The following is a 17,246-nucleotide window of genomic DNA, read 5'->3' on the forward strand; positions in this document are numbered from 1 at the left end:
ACGACGCCGGATAGGGCGGACGGAGGAGGGAACGGAACAGGCATGGCCGACGGGACCGACACGGCGCACACCGATCCACAGCACACCGATCCACAGCACACCGACGCGGCCGACCAGGTTGTGCGGCTGTTGGGTTATCTCCGAGAACTCGTGCGCTCCCGTTCGGAGATCGTCAGCGACGTCGAGCAACACCCGGGCCTGGTCTGGGTGGGCAAGTCGACCGACGTGCCGATACGGGCGGGCGCCGGGACCGGTCAGGTGGTCATCGAGCTCGCGCCCGACAGCCAGGGATACGACGCGGTCTCACACCTGATCGACGAACTGCACGACAGTCCGGAGACGCTCGAACTCGTGCTGGCCAATGCGCTGGTGACGGTGCGGGACGACGAGGCCGAGGGCGATACCCGCATCCGTGAACACCTGGTGACCCAGCAGGTGGTCGCCGACCGGGACGACGACAGCGCGGCCATTCGTGTGACCATCGGTACCGGCGCGACGCCGATGATGCACGACACTTACCTCCTCGCCCCGATCGACGGCGTGGACCTCGGCGCCGCGATCAAGGTGCGGGGCCAGATCTCCGAACTCGTCAGCCCGGTGGGTAACCAGGTGACCGACCTCGTGGACACCTGGCAGCAGCAGGTGCGGGTCGACTCCGACATCGTGTCGCTCTCGGTCGACATGCGCCCGGCGCTCGTGCTGCGGCGACGCGGGGTCACGGCAGCACTGGCGTTCTACGACGCGATCCTGGCCGAGCTGCGGGAGACCGCCGGTACCGAGAGCGACCCGACCGGACCGGTCCGGGGCGAGGTGCCCATCGGTCTCGCGCAGTTGGTCGCCCCGATCGAGGCGCCCGAACGCCTGGCCGCGCTCGCGCGGTCGGGTGCGCTACCCGCCGAGGACCTCGTACGCGACGCGCTGTACCCGCTGCCCGCGAATGTGGAGCAGCGAGATGTGCTGGCGCAATTGGGCGTCGACAGCGGCGTGGTCGTCGAGGGCCCACCGGGGACCGGTAAGACCCACACCATCGCCAACCTCACGGCTGCGCTGCTGGCCAAGGGGCAGCGCGTGCTGGTGACGAGCGAAAAGGCACATGCCCTGCAGGTGATCAGGGACATGTTGCCCTCGGAGCTGCGAGGGCTCGCGGTCTCGATCGCCGATGTCGGGCAGGACGATTTCGAGGCGACGGTTTCCGGTGTGGAGGCGATCGCCGAACGCAAAGCCGGGCACCAGCCGCGGGTGGTGGCCGCGGAGATCGCCGACCTCATCGACAAGCGGGAACAGGCGATCCGCAAGCGCGAGCGCGTGCTCCGCGAACTCTGGATGGCGCGCGAGTCGGAGACCGAGGTCCACGAATGGGTGGCCGGGGACTACCGCGGGACCGCAGCCGAGGTTGTTCGGCGATGCAACGACGACAAGCACCGATATGACTGGTTGCCGGGTCCGGTCGAGGGTTCCCTGCCCCCGCTCGGCGCCGGTGAGTTCGAGGAGCTTCTCGAGCTGCTCCGCACCGACGTCGGTGCGACAACGCGATTGGGGCAGCGGTTGCCCGATCTCGCCGATCACCTGCCCGACTCGGCCGACCTCGAGCAGATCTGCGAACGGATCGGTCGGCGGCCGCACGAGCCGATGATCGGAAGCGGATCGCTGCTGTCGATCCTGTCCGGTGTGGACAGTGGACGGCTGGTGCGGATCAAGGACGTGTGCGACCACCTCGCGGTCTCCGCCGGTGAAGTCGCCTCGTTCCCGCCATTGGTCGCCGACATGGCCGATCGTCTGCTCGCCGGTCAGGCCGCCCATCTCTGGTCACGGGTGACCACACTGTCACCGATCATCGGCGAGGCCGCCGAGCGTGACCGGGCGATCGGGGCGCATGTGATCGGAACTGAGGGGGCACGGCCCGGTGACAGCGCGATCTTCCGTGCCGCGGCCGATCACCTTGCCGCCGGCGGCCGCCGGCGGGGCCGACTCCTGCGGTCGGCAGAACAACGTGCCGTCGAGGAATCCGGAGTCCGCGCCACCGTCGACGGGGTCGAGGCCACCGACGAACAGTCGTTGCGGCTCGTCGCCGACCACCTCGCCGTCTTCGACGCGGTGCAGCAAGTGCAGAGGGTCCTCGCGGATCTGCATGTCCCGGTGGACAACTCAGGATCGCGGTCGGCGCAGCTGAACAGCCTCGTCCGACTCGACAACCAGCTCGCGTGGATCTCCGAGCTGATGGCCGGGCGCGACCAACTGGTTCGTGAGCTCGAAGCGATCAGCCCCGGCGGGCCTCGGCCACGCAGTGTCGCCGAGGTGACCGAGGTCGCCGTACAGGCCGGGGCGATTGCCGCCACCAACGACGCCGTACTCGCCGAACACGAGCTGGCCGAGTGCGCGTACAGACTGTCGGCCGAGGTGGACCGGGGACCTTCTCCGGAAGGCGACGCACTTGTCGCCGCGCTGGCGAAAGCCGATGCGCAGGCGATCAAGTCGGCGCGGCGCGACTGGAGTAGGGCACGTGACGAACTGCAGGCACAGACCGCGCTCGATCTCTACGCACTGCGACTGCGCAACAAGGCCCCGGAGTTCTACGGCCTACTGACCGACACCGCAGACGACGACACCTGGCACGCCCGACTGCGCGACGTCGGGGCGGCCTGGTCGTGGCGCCGCGCACAGGCGTGGGCTCTCGAGCGCAGCGATCCGACGCTCGAGACACGTCTGCAGGCCGAACTCGACGAACACGAAGCCGACATCGCCGCGTTCACCGCCCGGCTGACCGCGGCCTACGCCTGGCGCGAGTGCCTGGATCGGATGAGTGTCGCGGAGGTCCAGGCCCTGCAGTCCTACCGGGATCACATGATCAATCTGGGCAAGGGATCAGGAAAGCACGCCAACCGCTTTCGGGCGGCAGCCCGGGCCGCGATGGAGCACGCGCAGGGCGCGGTGCCCGCGTGGATCATGTCGATCAGTCAGGTCGCGGAGACCGTGGATCCGCACCGCAACGCGTTCGACGTCGTGATCGTCGACGAGGCCAGTCAGGCCGACATCACCAGCTCGTTCCTGCTCTGGCTGGCCCCGCGGGTCATCGTCGTGGGCGATGACCGGCAGTGCGCGCCCACCGGCCTGTCGGGAACCACCCTCGACGACGCGTTCGCCAAACTCGACGCGCATCTACCGGACCTGCCGAACTACCTGCGGGACGGGCTCACACCCCGATCGAGCCTTTTCTCCCTGCTGCGCAGCCGATTCGGTCATCTGATCCGTCTGCGTGAGCATTTCCGGTCGATGCCCGAGATCATCGAGTTCTCGTCGCGTCAGTTCTATACGGGTGCCCCGCTGCTGCCGGTGCGGCAATTCGGCGCGGACCGGTTGCCGCCGCTGCGATCGGTGGCCGTCGATGACGGCGTCGCCACCGGTCAGGGGGCTTCGGTCGTCAACGAGAACGAGGCGGCGGCGATCGTCGCGGCGCTCACCACGTGTCTGGGCGACCCCGCCTATGAAGGACTCGATTTCGGGGTCATCGCACTGCAGGGCACCAAGCAGGTGGACGAGATCACCCGCCGGCTGCGTGCCGCCGTCAGCGAAGACGACTGGCGGTCGCGTCGTATCCGGGTGGGGACACCGCCGGACTTCCAGGGTGACGAGCGACATGTGGTGATGTTGTCCATGGTGGTTTCCGATCCGTCCGCGATCGCGCCGCTGACGCGCGCGGAATCGCAGCGCCGGATCAATGTCGCTGCCTCGCGTGCGATGGATCAGATGTGGCTCTTCCACTCGATCGAGCTCGAGGCGCTCAGGGCGAACGATCTGAGGTACTCGCTGCTCGACTACATCCGGGCCGGGCAGGGGCCGACCAATCCGCCGATGCCGTCCGACGTCTCGAACACCGAGCGGCAGCAACCGTTCTCCAGTCTCTTCGAGCAGCAGGTGTTCAACCGGCTCGCCGACCGTGGCTACTACGTGGTGCCGTCGATGACCATCAACAACCGCGTGATTGATCTCGTGGTCACCGGGTCGGACGCCCGGATGGCCGTCGAGTGCGACGGGGACTCGTTCCGTACCACCGGGGAGCAGGCCCGCTCGGACATGGAACGCGAACGCGAACTGCGTCGATGCGGTTGGGACTTCTGGCGAGTCCGGGAGTCCGAGTTCGAACTCGATCCCGACCGTGCCCTCGATGGGCTGTGGGAGGCGCTCGATCGGCGCGGGGTGAAGCCGGGATCGATCACCACGCTGTCGGCGGATGCGCGGGCGGCATCCGACCATGGCTGGGACCCGATCGGTCTCAGCGCGGGGGAGTGAGACGGCGCGGAGACCGGACCGTCAGTCGGCGGATCGGACCGCCGTGACCAACGCAGGCAGGCCGACCGCGGCAGACGACCGGATGCTGTGGGTGACCTCGCGACTCAGCGCCGATGGCTCCGGATTGAACTCGATGACCGGGGTGCCGGAGGCGATGGCCCGCTCGGGGAGCCCGGCGGCCGGATAGACGATGCCGCTGGTTCCGACCACGATGACGACATCGCTTGCGGCAAAAACGTTCTCGGCGGTGTTCCACGCGTCGGCGGGCAGCGGTTCGCCGAACCAGACGACACCGGGACGGATTGCGGACAGGCAGACCGGACAGGTGGGCGGTTCCACGCGCGCCTCGTGCACGGCCCGCTCCGGGTCGGCTCCGGTGCCCTGATAGGGCCGCCCGCAATGGCTGCAGCGCGGCGCGAACAGACTCCCGTGTAGGTGGCTCACCACGTCGCTGCCGGCTCGTTCGTGGAGATCGTCGACGTTCTGCGTCACCACCATCACCGCACGATCGCGAGCCAGTTCGACGAGCGCGCGGTGTCCGGTGTTGGGTTGCGCCTCGCGAACCATCCGGGCCCGCCACTGATACCAACCCCACACCAGTGCGGGATCGGCCGCCCAGGCCTCCGGGGTTGCCAGCTGCGCGGGATCGAACTTCTCCCACAGGCCGGTCTCGGCATCGCGGAAGGTGGCGATGCCGCTCTCGGCGGACATTCCGGCGCCGGTGAACACCGTGACCCATTCGGCCCGCCGGACCGCTTCGACCGCGTCGCCGGGGAGATCCGGAGCCGGCGCGGATGTCGACGTCGCCGACCGCGTGGTCGGGGGCGATTCGTCGTGGTCGCTCATCGGCGATCGGTTTCCAGCGCAACCCGGAGCAGCTCGGCGGTCTGATCGGGGTCGGGGTCGCGACGAACCACCAGCCCCTTGGCGAAGCTCAGCTTGTCTCCGTTGTGGCGGGGCACGACGTGCAGATGAGTGTGGAACACGGTCTGGAAGGCCGCCCGTCCGTCGTTGACGACCAGATTCACGCCGTCGGCGCCCAGCGCGCCGGACTTCATCGCGGCGGCCACCTGTTGACCGGCGGCAAACAGACGGCCCCCCATCTCTGGGTCGAGGTCGGCGAGCCCGGAGGAGTGCTCGCGTGGGACGAGCAGAGTGTGACCGCGGGTGACCGGGCGGATGTCGAGGAATCCGATGACGTCGTCGTCGCGGTAGACCGTCCGAGCCGGTGCCCGCCCGCCGACGATGTCGCAGAACACGCACGTTGCCATGCCGAGCACCCTACGGTTCCGGACGCGCGCCGTCGCGATCGGCGACGACCTGTGATCGTCGTGGATCGAGAGTGCAGCATGTCACATAACGATTAGATAACGGATCGTCGCAGCTCTCGGGGGCTCCGAACGAGCGCTCGGAAATGATCCGTGATCAGCGGCAATCCAGGGGCGGCAGTAGGAGGCTTCGGTGCACACGTGTGTTACTCGCGGGGTTACCCGCGGGTATACCCGCGGGTCGATGCCAAACATGAGGAAAGCCTCATTTTCGTGTGTCATCATTGGGACACGTTCACGCCGACGACGACTCATAGGTGAGTCTCACGTGCAGCCAAAAGTGTTGCGCGGCAGGTGTGTTCATCGAGCGTGCCACAGCGCGGCACGGAGAAGTGCAGCGCAGCACCGAAAAGTCCAGGCCACCGTACCGACAGACCTCAGCGGGTGATTTGTGTGCCCGCGGCTCAGCCAACGACGACAAGCCATTGACTACCCGCGACACGAGCACCCAGGCCACAACAGTGTCGAGACAAGAGGAGAACCCGTGACCGTCGACCAATTCCGTTCAGGAGCACAGGGCGCCGCGCACTCGGACCGCCCGACCACGACGCTGATCGACCGTCTCATCGACGGCGAGCCGTATGCGATCAGTTTCGGTGGACAGGGATCGCCCTGGCTGCCCACCCTGGCCGAACTGGTCGTCGACGCCGATCTCGAGCATCGGATCGGCAAGATCGTCGCCGCCGCCGAGCGCATCATCGACCCGGTCGCCGCCCAGCTCACCATCGCGGTGGTGGACGGTTTCCACCCGCTGACCTGGGTCCGTGCCCTTGACGCCGAAGAGCCGGTGCCCGGTGAGACAGAGCTCGCCGACTTCACGCTGTCGGGTCCGGGCGTGCTGCTGACCCAGCTGGCCGCCGTGGAAGCGCTGAAGAAGCAGGGCCTCGACACCACAGCCATCACGCCGACTGCCGTCATCGGACACTCGCAGGGGTCCATCGCCACGCACGCGATCGGCGCCGACGGCCAGGCGGCAGAGTCCGGCCAGGGCCTGCTGCTGGCGATCGCACACCTCGTCGGCGCCGCCGGCACCCTCGTCGCACGTCGTCGCGGGTTGGCCACCACCACCGACGGCACCCCCATGCTCGCCATCAGCGGTGCCGTGCCCGCGCGTATCGAGGAGATCCTCGCCGACTACCGCGCCGGTCTGAGTGAGTCCGAGCTGGCCTCGGCCCCCGTCGTCGCGATCCGCAACGGCCGGCGCGCCGTCGCCCTCTCCGGTGCACCGCGCCACCTCGCCGCGTTCGCGGCGCTCTGCGAGCGCCTCGCGGCCGCCGAGACCGACGAGCGCAAGCGCAAGGTCGCGGGTGGGGCGCCGTTCGCGCCCAAGTTCGACCACCTGAACGTCAGCGTCGCCTTCCATCACCCGACCATGGCCGAGGCCGTCGACCTCGTCGCGGAGTGGGCCGACGAGTGCGGGATCGATCGCGACACCGCGATCGGCCACGCCAATTCCATCTTGGTCGATCCCGTCGACTGGGTCGCGACGGTCGACGAGGTCGTCGATGCCGGCGCCAAGTGGATCCTCGACTTCGGGCCCGGCGACCTCGCCACCCGCCTCACCTCCTCGCTGGTCCGCGGCCAGGGCGTCGGACTCGTGTCGCCCGCACTCCGCGTGGGTCAGCGGAACCTGTTCAGCCCGGGCGGAATCCCCGAGGTCGCCCGGCCCTGGACGCAGTTCGCCCCGCAGCTCGTCGAGTTGCCCGACGGCCGCAAGGTCGTCGACACCGCGTTCACCCGGCTGACCGGTCGTTCACCGATGCTGCTGGCCGGCATGACCCCGACCACGGTCGATCCCGCCATCGTCGCTGCGGCCGCCAACGCCGGGCACTGGGCCGAACTCGCCGGTGGCGGGCAGGTCACCGAGCAGATCTTCGCCGACAACGTCGCACGCATGACCGAGCTCCTCGATGACGGCAGGCAGGCACAGTTCAACGCGCTGTTCCTCGACCCCTACCTGTGGAAGCTGCAGCTCGGCGGAAAGCGCCTCGTGCAAAAGGCCCGCGCCCAGGGCGCACCGATCGACGGTGTCGTCGTGTCCGCGGGTATCCCCGAACTCGAGGACGCGGTCGCACTCGTCGACGAATTCGTCGAAGCCGGCCTGCGCTTCGTCGCCTTCAAGCCCGGCACCGTCGAGCAGATCCGCGCGGTGGTCCGCATCGCCGCCGAGGTGCCCCATCACCCGGTCATCGTGCAGATCGAGGGCGGCCGGGCCGGTGGCCACCACTCATGGGAGGACCTCGACGATCTGCTGCTGGCCACCTACAGCGAACTCCGGGCCCGCAACAACGTCGTGATCTGTGTCGGTGGCGGCATCGGCACCCCGGAACGCGCGAGCGAATACCTCACCGGCGCATGGTCGTCGGTCTACGGTTATCCGTCCATGCCGCTCGATGGCATCCTGATCGGTACCGCTGCGATGGCCGCCAAGGAGGCCACCACCGCCCCCGAGGTCAAGCAACTGCTGGTGGACACCATCGGCTGCGACGATTGGATCGGTGCCGGGTACGCGACCGCCGGCATGGCCTCCGGGCGTAGTCAGCTCGGTGCCGACATCCACGAGATCGACAACACCGCGTCGCGCTGCGGTCGTCTGCTCGACGAGGTCGCCGGGGACGCCGACGCCGTCGCCGACCGCCGCGACGAGATCATCGCGGCCATGGCCGACACCGCCAAGCCCTACTTCGGTGACGTCGCCGCCATGACCTACCGGGCATGGCTGGACCGCTACGCGACCCTCGCGGTCGGCGACGGCCGGTCCGATCAGCTGCCGTGGGCCGACATCACCTGGCAGCAGCGGTTCACCGACATGCTCCAGCGCACCGAGGCCCGGATGAGTCCCGTCGATTCGGGTGAGATCCCGACGATGTTCGCCGGGTCCGGCAGCACCGACGATCCCCACTCCGCGATCGATGCGCTCGGCAGTGTGTACCCGGAGATCGAGACCGACATCCTGCATCCCGCCGACGTCGCGTTCTTCCTCGAGCTCTGCCGCACCCCGGGCAAGCCGGTCAACTTCGTCCCGGTCATCGACAAGGACGTGCGCCGCTGGTGGCGCAGTGACTCGCTGTGGCAGGCCCACGATGCGCGCTATCCGGCCGATGCGGTCTGCATCATCCCCGGCCCGGTGGCCGTCTCCGGCATCACCCGCGTCGACGAGCCGGTCGGCGAGCTGCTCGACCGCTTCGAGGCGCAGGTCGTGCACGATCTTCAGGACGCCGGCACAGATTCCGTCGCCGTCGACACCCGCAAGCGCGCCGGCCTGGTGGACGGCGACGGCACCATCGTGGCCGTACTGGAGGCCGACGACGTCGACTGGGTCGGCCGTATGGTGCCCAATCCCGTTGCGCTGCTCGGCGATCGCGATCGCTGGACGCTCGTGGACCCGGATCGTGCCGAGCACGAGCCGACCGGTTCGGTGCTCGAACGTGTCACCGGCGCCGGGAGCGAAGCGAGCGGGTCGAATGGATTCCGGGGCGACCGGTACGACCTCATCACGCCGATCTCCGGCTCGTCGGTCCGGATTCCGCTGCACGTCGATGCCGGTCTGCTCGACGGCGGGAATCCGCGGGTCGGGATCGACGAGGCCTCGCAGGCCATGCGTGAGATCCTGACCGTCGCCGCCGGTGGCGAACTCGCCACCGTCGAGGGCGGCGTCTCGGTCACCACCGTCTCGTGGGACCCGGACAGCGTTGCCGACCACGCCGCGGTGACCGGCTACACCCTGCCCGCCAACCTGCGTCCGACGACCCCGACCGAGCCGTTCGGCTTCGCGGTCCCCGACACCCTCGTCGGCGCGAGCTGGCCCAGCGTCTTCAGCGTCATCGGTGCGGCCCGGACCGAATCGGGCGCTCCCGTCGTCGAGGGTCTGCTGGACCTGGTCCATCTCGACCACGCCGTCGAGCTGGTCGGCGAGATACCCGCCACCGCAGCGGAACTGACTGTCACCGCGCGCTCGGGCGCAGTGTATGACACCGAGGTCGGCCGGGTGGTCGAGGTCGGTGTCGAGGTGGCCGGCGCGGCCGGACCGATCGCCACGATGGCCGAGCGGTTCGCCATCCGCGGACGCCTCGGGTCGGCGGAACTCACCGACCCGGTGCGCGCCGGTGGCGCTGCCGACGACGAGCGGTCGGCCACCCGTAAGCTGCTCCGTTCTGCCACCATCACCGCACCGAGTCGCATGACCGGTTTCGCCGCGGTGTCCGGTGATCGCAACCCGATCCACACCGATGTCGCGGCCGCCAAACTGGCCGGGCTCGGCGAGCCCATCGTGCACGGCATGTGGCTGTCGGCCGCCGCCCAGCAGGTGGTCACCGCAACCGACGGCAAGCACCCGACCCCGTCGGCCCGCCCGTTGGTCGGCTGGACGGCCCGGTACCTGGGCATGGTGCGCACCGGCGACTCCATCTCGATCCGCGTCGACCGGGTCGGTCTCGACGCCGGTCGTGAGGTCGTCGAGGTCACCGCGAAGGTCGGCGACGACCTCGTGATGGCCGCCACCGGCCTGATGGCCGCGCCGCGCACGGTCTACGCCTTCCCGGGCCAGGGCATCCAGAGCAAGGGCATGGGGCTCGACGCCCGCTCGCGGTCGAAGGCCGCATGGGAGATCTGGGATCGGGCCGACAAGCACACTCGCGACGCCCTGGGTTTCTCGATCCTGGCGGTGGTGCGGGACAACCCGACGACCCTGGTAGCCAACGGCACCACCTACAACCATCCCGACGGAGTTCTCTACCTGACGCAGTTCACCCAGGTCGCCATGGCGACCCTGGGCGTCGCGCAGATCGCCGAGCTCAAGGAAGCCGGCGGTTTCGTCGAGAACGCCATCACCTGCGGTCACTCGGTGGGCGAGTACAACGCGCTCGCCGCGTGTGCCGGGGTGCTGCCGCTCGAGGCCGTGCTCGAGGTCGTGTTCCAGCGCGGCGAGGCCATGCACCACCTGGTTCCGCGAGATGACCTGGGCCGCAGTGACTACCGGATGGCGGCGATCCGCCCGAGCCAGTTCGGTCTGGCCGATGCCGACGTCACCGAGTTCGTGGCGGAGGTCGGACGCTCGTGCACTGAGTTCTTGGAGGTGGTCAACCTCAACCTGCTCGGCTCGCAGTACGCGATCGCCGGCACGGTCCGTGGCCTCGAACACCTCGAGGACGAGATCGAGCGACGTCGTATCGACTTCGGCGGCAAGAAGTCCTTCATCCTGGTGCCCGGCATCGACGTGCCGTTCCACTCAACGGTGTTGCGTGAAGGGGTGCCGGAGTTCCGGTCCAAGCTCGAGGGGCTGCTGCCCGAGCACATCGATCCGGAGATCCTGGTCGGTCACTACATCCCGAATCTCGTGCCCCGGCTGTTCACCCTCGATCGCTCCTTCATCGAGGAGATCGCCGCGCTGGTACCGTCCGATCCGCTCGATGCCGTTCTGGCGGAGTGGGATTCCTGGGCGGACAAGCCGGGACAGCTGGTCCGTGTCGTCCTCATCGAGCTGCTGGCCTGGCAGTTCGCCAGCCCGGTCCGCTGGATCGAGACCCAGGAACTGTTGTTCGCCGGACCGTCGCGCGACGGCCTCGGGGTGCAGCGCTTCGTCGAGATCGGCCTGAAGGGCGCCCCGACGCTCGCCGGCCTCGCCACCAACACCCTCAAGCTGGACGACTACGCCGCGGCGACCACCGAGGTGGCCAACGTCGAGCGTGACTCCGATGTGATCCTGGCCAACGACTCGGGTCCCGAACCCGAGGACGACGCCGACGAGAGCTCTGACGCACCGGCCGCCGATGCCTCGGCAGCCGCGGCCGCACCGACGGCTGCGCCGGCCGCCGCACCGGCACCGGCGCCGGCCGCATCAGGGCCCCGACCGGACGACGTCTCGTTCGGGCCGGCCGACGCGGTCAAGTCCGTGATCGCGCTGTGGACCAAGATGCGCACCGATCAGATCGGCTCCGCCGACACCATCGAGGCGCTGTGCGACGGTGTCTCGTCACGTCGTAACCAGCTCCTGCTCGACATCGGTGGCGAGCTCGGACTCGGTGCCATCGACGGCGCGGCCGAGGCCGACATGAACGCATTGTCGTCCACGGTGGAGACGTTGGCACGCGGCTACCGCCCGCTGGGCCCGGTGCTCACCGACGCCGTCGGCGACCAGGTCCGTAAGGTACTCGGACCCCTGGGCAAGCGGCAGTCCTACATCACGGATCGCGTGTCCAATGTGTGGCAGCTCGGACCCGGCTGGGGCCTGCACGCCACGGTGGCGGTCGCCCTCGGTACCCGCGACGGAGCCAGTGTGCGTGGCGAGGACCTCGGCAACCTGCTCGACGGTGCGCTCGCCAACGCCGACGCGCTCGACGCCCTGATCGATCGTGCGGTCACGTCGGTGGGGGCGGCACGTGGTGTCGCGGTGGCCAAGCCGGCCGCCGAGAGTGGTGCCGGTGCAACGGTCGACGCGGCCGCGCTGGGCGAGTTCACCGAGCAGATCACCGGTCGCTCGGGCGCGCTGGCCTCGGCCGCCTACACCGTGCTGGAGAAGCTGGGCCTGGCCGAGATCAACGAGGCGGGCGAGCTGGTCGAGGACCCGAACGTCGCCATCGTCGAGCGTGTCAGCGCCGAACTCGGCTCGGACTGGGCTCGGACCGTCGCGCCGGCCTTCGACACCGCCAAGGTGGTGTTGGTCGACGACCGCTGGGCCACCAGCCGCGAGGACCTCGTACGGATCTGGCTGACCGACGAGCACGACCTCGACACCGACTTCGAGGGTGTGGTCGGTCGGTTCAACGGTGCGGGCCACACGGTCGCGACGCACGCCACGTGGTGGCAGGGCAAGGCGCTGGCATCCGGAAACGCCGTGCACGCACGCACGTTCGCCGCCATCGCCAGCGCCGCGGAGCAGCCGGGTGTCGGGCAGTGGTCGAAGGAGATCGCCGTCGTCACCGGTGCCGGCAAGGGTTCGATCGCCTCCGGCGTGATCGCCGGGCTGCTGGCCGGCGGCGCGACGGTGATCGCCACGACGTCGCGCCTGGATTCCGGCAAGCTCGCGTTCTACAAGAAGCTCTACCGTGAGAACGCCCGGTACGACGCGGCACTGTGGGTGGCGCCCGCCAACATGGCGTCCTACACCGACGTCGACGATCTGGTCGAGTGGATCGGCGCCGAGCAGACCGAGAACCTCGGTGGCACGACGTCGGTGATCAAGCCGGCGATGAAGCCGACCCTGCTCTTCCCGTTCGCCGCGCCCCGGGTGGCCGGCGATCTCACCGATGCAGGCGGTCGCGCGGAACTGGAGATGAAGGTTCTGCTCTGGTCGGTGGAGCGGATGATCGGCGGACTGGGAGAACTGCACGCCGATCACGACATCGCCGCTCGCGTCCACGTGGTGCTGCCCGGTTCGCCGAACCGCGGAATGTTCGGCGGCGACGGCGCTTACGGCGAGGCCAAGGCGTCGCTGGACGCGCTGGTCACCCGCTGGGCGGCCGAGGACTCGTGGAATCAGAAGACCACCATCGCGCACGCCCTCATCGGATGGGTGCGCGGAACCGGTCTGATGGGTCACAACGACGGAATGGTCGACGCCGTCGAGGCGGCCGGGGTGCGCACCTGGAGCACGGCGGAGATGGCCGCGAACCTGCTCGGCCTGTGCACCACGGAGCACCGGGAGCATGCCCGGGCCGAAGCGATCGTCGCCGACTTCACCGGCGGCCTCGATCCCTCGATCGATCTCAAGGCACTGGCCGGTGCAGCGGCCGACGCGGCGACCGACGAAGCCGAGGAGTCCGACGACGAGGTGACCACCGTGGCGGCGCTGCCCGCCCCGGCCCGTGCACCCAAGGCGATGACCCCGCAGTGGCCGTCGATCGACGCCCGTCCGGAGGACCTCGTCGTCATCGTCGGCGCGGGCGAACTCGGCCCGTACGGCTCCTCGCGCACCCGGCTCGAGATGGAGGTCGACGAGAAGCTCTCCGCCGCAGGCGTTGCGGAACTCGCCTGGAACACCGGACTGATCCAGTGGGATACCGCACCCAAGCCGGGCTGGTACGACACCGAATCCGGTGACCCGGTACCGGAGAGCGAGATCGCCGAGCGCTACCACGACGAGGTCGTGTCGCGCTGCGGTATCCGTCGCTACGCCGACGAGGGAGCGATGGTGGACAACACATCGCCGTTGCTCACCTCGGTCTTCCTCGACGACGACCTCACCTTCACGGTGAGTTCCGAGGCGGAGGCACGCGCATTCGCCTCGGCGGCCCCGGAGAAGACGCGGATCGCGGAGAACGCGGAGACCGGCGACTGGCAGGTGACCAGACTCTCGGGCACCGAGATCCGGGTGCCGCGGCAGTTCACACTGTCGCGCACCGTCGGCGGTCAGATCCCGACCGGTTTCGACCCGACCCGCTGGGGTGTCACCCCGGACATGGCCGAGTCCATCGACCGTGTCGCACTGTGGAACCTGGTGGCGACCGTCGATGCGTTCCTGTCGTCGGGCTTCACCCCGTCGGAGCTGATGCGGTGGGTGCACCCCGGCCTGGTGGCCAACACCCAGGGCACCGGCATGGGCGGCATGACGTCGATGCGCGAGCTCTACATCAACACCCTGCTCGGCGAATCCAAGGCCAACGACATCCTGCAGGAAGCTCTGCCGAACATCGTTGCCGCACACGTCGTCCAGTCCTATGTGGGTAGCTACGGCGCGATGATCCATCCGGTGGCCGCATGTGCCACGGCGGCCGTCTCGGTCGAGGAGGGCGTCGACAAGATCCGCCTCGGCAAGGCGATGTTCGCGGTGGCCGGCGGGTTCGACGATCTCGGTATCGAGGGCATCGTGGGCTTCGGCGACATGTCTGCAACCGCAGAGTCGGCCGCGATGTCGGCACGCGGGATCGACGAGCGCCGGTTCTCCCGGGCCAACGATCGTCGTCGCGGCGGGTTCGTCGAGTCCGCAGGCGGCGGAACGATTCTGCTGGCCCGCGGTGACGTAGCGGCACAGATGGGTCTGCCGGTGCTGGGCGTGGTCGCCTGGGCGCAGAGCTTCGGTGACGGTGTGCACACCTCGATCCCGGCCCCCGGCCTGGGTGCGCTGGGCGCCGCACGTGGCAACGACGCCTCGCCGCTGGCCTGCGCGCTCAGTGCGCTCGGCGTCAGCGCCGACGATGTCGCGGTGATCTCCAAGCACGACACCTCCACGCGGGCAAACGATCCCAACGAGTCCGAGCTGCATGAGCGGCTCGCCTCCGCGATCGGTCGCGGTGACGGTGCTCCACTGTTCGTCGTGTCGCAGAAGTCGCTGACCGGCCATGCCAAGGGCGGTGCCGCCGCCTTCCAGCTGATCGGGCTGTGCCAGCTGCTGCGCGACGGGGTGATCCCGCCGAACCGCAGTCTGGACTGTGTCGACGAACAGATGCGCGAGTATCCGCATCTGGTGTGGCCGCGCGAGACCCTGAACCTCGGCGAGCGGTTCCCGCTCAAGGCCGGTCTGCTGACCAGCCTCGGGTTCGGTCACGTCTCCGGTCTGATCGCCGTGGTCCACCCGGAAGCCTTTGTGGCGACACTGGATTCGGAGCAGGCCGAGGTCTACCGACAGCAGGCCGCGGAGCGCGCCCGCAAGGGCAATCACCGTCTGCTGGAGGCGATGTGTGGCGTTGAGCCGGCCTACCAGCGCCCGCCGAACCGCCGGTTCGACAGCGCGGCGGATGAGCACGATGCCGAGGCCGAGCTCCTGCTCGACCCGTCGTTGCGGCTCGCGGCAGGTGGCAGCTATGGCCGCGCCGGCGGGGCGGAGTGAAACCCGAGTCGGATGCGGCGATGAGCGTTCTCGGAGTGGGCATCGACATAGTGTCGATTCCGGAGTTCGGTGAGCAGTTGAAGCAGCCCGGAACGACGTTCGCGGACCGGTTCACGGTTCGCGAACGCCGTGACGCGGCGGCGGGCACCGGCGACGAGGCACGCCATCTGGCCGCACGGTGGGCGGCCAAGGAGGCCGTGGTGAAAGCATGGTCGGTGAGCCGGTTCTCGCGGTCGCCGCTGCTGCCGCTCATCCGCCACAGCGACATCGAAGTGGTCACCGACAACTGGGGCCGCCCGGCGATCCGCCTGGGCGGAGAGATCGGCGATCTGCTCAAGGACACCCGCCTGCACATCTCGCTCACCCACGACGGCGACACCGCCGCCGCGGTCGCGATCCTGGAAGGCGTCTGACGGCTTTCGCCGATAGGGGTCGGCTCCGGTGACCTCGATACGCGGGCTCGCTGCGCTCGCCGGCTACTCGATCGGCGGTGGGGATGGTCGCGCCGATCGGCGGTAGGACGGCTACTCGATCGGCGGTTGGGGTGACGTATGCGTCGATCGTGCGCGGCTCAGTCCTCCGCGGTGGTCTCCTCGAGCAGTAGGTAACCGGCGAGCATCCGCTTGAGCTCGGCGACCGTCTCGTCGTGGTCGTGACCGTCCTGGACGGAGAAACTCAGCACCGAGTACGCGGTGTGCACCAGCACCTGCGACATCATTTCGCGCCGACCGCGTTGGGTCGGTGTGAGCGGCGCGAGGATGTGTGCGACCTGGTCGGCGAGTACGCGTTCATTCCGTGAGGCGGTGGCCCTGGTGGCGGGGGTGGACTGCACGGCCAGCCAGACCGCACGGCGTGACGGGTCGTCGCGCCAGAGCGCGGCGAGGTGATCGAGGAACCTCTCGAGCAGGTGGGGCCATTCCAGCGAAGGGATCTCCGACGAGAAGGCCGCCAGCTCCTCCCGGACGTCGACGGTGTCCTGTCGGTCGAGTTCACAGACGATGACGTACTTGTTGGCGAAGTACTGGTAGAGGGTGCCGATCGGGACCTCGGCGCGTGACGCGATCTCTTCGCAGGTCAACGACTCGAAACCGACCTCGATGAGCAGGTCGCGGGCGGCGCCGAGCATTGCGGAGAACTTCTTCTTGCTACGTTCCTGCGTCGGCCGCTTGCGAGGGACCAGCGGCTCGGCGAGTGATGCGGACATCGTCGTCGCTCCTCGAGGCCGGTCTCACACGGCAATATCGCGCCGGAGCTTGGCGACGTGCCCCGTGGCGCGGACGTTGTACTGCGCCACTTCGATCTTTCCGTCCTCGTCGACGAGAAAGGTCGAGCGGATCACTCCGGTCACGGTCTTGCCGTACATCTTCTTCTCGCCGAACGCACCCCAGGCGGTGAGGACCTCCTTGTCCGGGTCGGACAACAGCGGGAAGGTCAGGCCCTGCGCCTCGGTGAACTTCGCCAGCTTGGCCGGCTTGTCGGGCGAGATCCCGAGCACCGCGATCCCCGCGTCATCGAGATCCTTCAGGTTGTCGCGGAAATCACATGCCTGCTTGGTGCAGCCAGGGGTGGACGCCGCCGGGTAGAAGTAGACGATCACCTTGTGCCCGGCGTAGTCGGACAGGGACACCGGCGTGTCCTGCGAGTCGTGAAGGGTGAAAGCGGGGGCTGGGTCTCCGACGGACAACCTCGGTGTCGCTGGCATACCGCCAGGTTAGTCGATGCGCACATCGGCCGGATGCCGCGTGGGGGAGCGGAATGTCGGTATCGCTCGATTTCGTGTGGGTGCTCCGGCGCCGCGCAGGGCGGCGCGCATGCCTGGTGGGGCCGCCGATGCCGTAGTCTCGAAAGGTCGCAACCCAGGCGTCGGG

The 17,246-nt window shown here is 68.8% G+C and carries 7 protein-coding genes; 3 read left to right on the forward strand and 4 right to left on the reverse strand.

Annotated elements, in window-relative coordinates:
• Positions 1 to 42: 42 nt before the first annotated feature.
• A complete protein-coding gene (locus ACPXCG_RS18505; RefSeq protein ID WP_425793542.1) occupies positions 43 to 4,287 on the forward strand; it encodes an AAA domain-containing protein in 4,245 nt (1,414 codons plus the stop codon).
• A 21-nt stretch (positions 4,288 to 4,308) separates the two neighbouring features.
• Here the strand turns inward: ACPXCG_RS18505 and ACPXCG_RS18510 are convergent, their stop codons facing one another.
• Together ACPXCG_RS18510 and ACPXCG_RS18515 are read right to left on the reverse strand one after the other, a co-directional pair.
• On the reverse strand, positions 4,309 to 5,133 hold the full coding sequence (locus tag ACPXCG_RS18510; protein WP_425793543.1) for an SIR2 family NAD-dependent protein deacylase: 825 nt from the start codon (positions 5,131 to 5,133) through the stop codon (positions 4,309 to 4,311).
• Positions 5,130 to 5,558, reverse strand: coding sequence for an HIT family protein (locus tag ACPXCG_RS18515; RefSeq protein WP_425793544.1), 429 nt, complete (start codon positions 5,556 to 5,558; stop codon positions 5,130 to 5,132). The genes ACPXCG_RS18510 and ACPXCG_RS18515 overlap by 4 nt, the downstream gene beginning before the upstream one ends.
• 541 nt (positions 5,559 to 6,099) lie before the next feature.
• On the opposite strand from ACPXCG_RS18515, the gene ACPXCG_RS18520 reads away from it, so the two are divergent.
• Positions 6,100 to 15,378, forward strand: coding sequence for a fatty acid synthase subunit beta domain-containing protein (locus ACPXCG_RS18520; RefSeq protein WP_425793545.1), 9,279 nt, complete (start codon positions 6,100 to 6,102; stop codon positions 15,376 to 15,378).
• Positions 15,379 to 15,398: 20 nt separating this feature from the next.
• Positions 15,399 to 15,791 carry a holo-ACP synthase gene (locus ACPXCG_RS18525; RefSeq protein WP_425793546.1) on the forward strand — a complete coding sequence of 131 codons (393 nt, stop codon included), beginning with the start codon at positions 15,399 to 15,401 and terminating at the stop codon, positions 15,789 to 15,791.
• Positions 15,792 to 15,949: 158 nt separating this feature from the next.
• Here the strand turns inward: ACPXCG_RS18525 and ACPXCG_RS18530 are convergent, their stop codons facing one another.
• Complete coding sequence (locus ACPXCG_RS18530) at positions 15,950 to 16,582, reverse strand: TetR family transcriptional regulator (RefSeq protein ID WP_425793547.1); 633 nt, start codon at positions 16,580 to 16,582, stop codon at positions 15,950 to 15,952.
• Between the two features lie 24 nt (positions 16,583 to 16,606).
• Positions 16,607 to 17,080 (reverse strand): thioredoxin-dependent thiol peroxidase, encoded by a 474-nt coding sequence (gene bcp, locus ACPXCG_RS18535; RefSeq protein WP_425793548.1) that lies wholly within the window; start codon positions 17,078 to 17,080, stop codon positions 16,607 to 16,609.
• Between the last annotated feature and the right edge of the window lie 166 nt (positions 17,081 to 17,246).

This window comes from Gordonia sp. DT218 (genome assembly GCF_049847105.1).
In the GTDB taxonomy this organism is placed as follows: Bacteria; Actinomycetota; Actinomycetes; order Mycobacteriales; family Mycobacteriaceae; genus Gordonia.

What these genes read in the sequence shown, in the direction of transcription:
- ACPXCG_RS18530 (WP_425793547.1), bottom strand. Translation starts at nt 16,582, where the DNA reads ATGTCCGCATCACTCGCCGAGCCGCTGGTCCCTCGCAAGCGGCCGACG.
- ACPXCG_RS18510 (WP_425793543.1), bottom strand. Translation starts at nt 5,133, where the DNA reads ATGAGCGACCACGACGAATCGCCCCCGACCACGCGGTCGGCGACGTCG.
- ACPXCG_RS18515 (WP_425793544.1), bottom strand. Translation starts at nt 5,558, where the DNA reads ATGGCAACGTGCGTGTTCTGCGACATCGTCGGCGGGCGGGCACCGGCT.
- ACPXCG_RS18525 (WP_425793546.1), top strand. Translation starts at nt 15,399, where the DNA reads ATGAGCGTTCTCGGAGTGGGCATCGACATAGTGTCGATTCCGGAGTTC.
- ACPXCG_RS18505 (WP_425793542.1), top strand. Translation starts at nt 43, where the DNA reads ATGGCCGACGGGACCGACACGGCGCACACCGATCCACAGCACACCGAT.
- bcp (WP_425793548.1), bottom strand. Translation starts at nt 17,080, where the DNA reads ATGCCAGCGACACCGAGGTTGTCCGTCGGAGACCCAGCCCCCGCTTTC.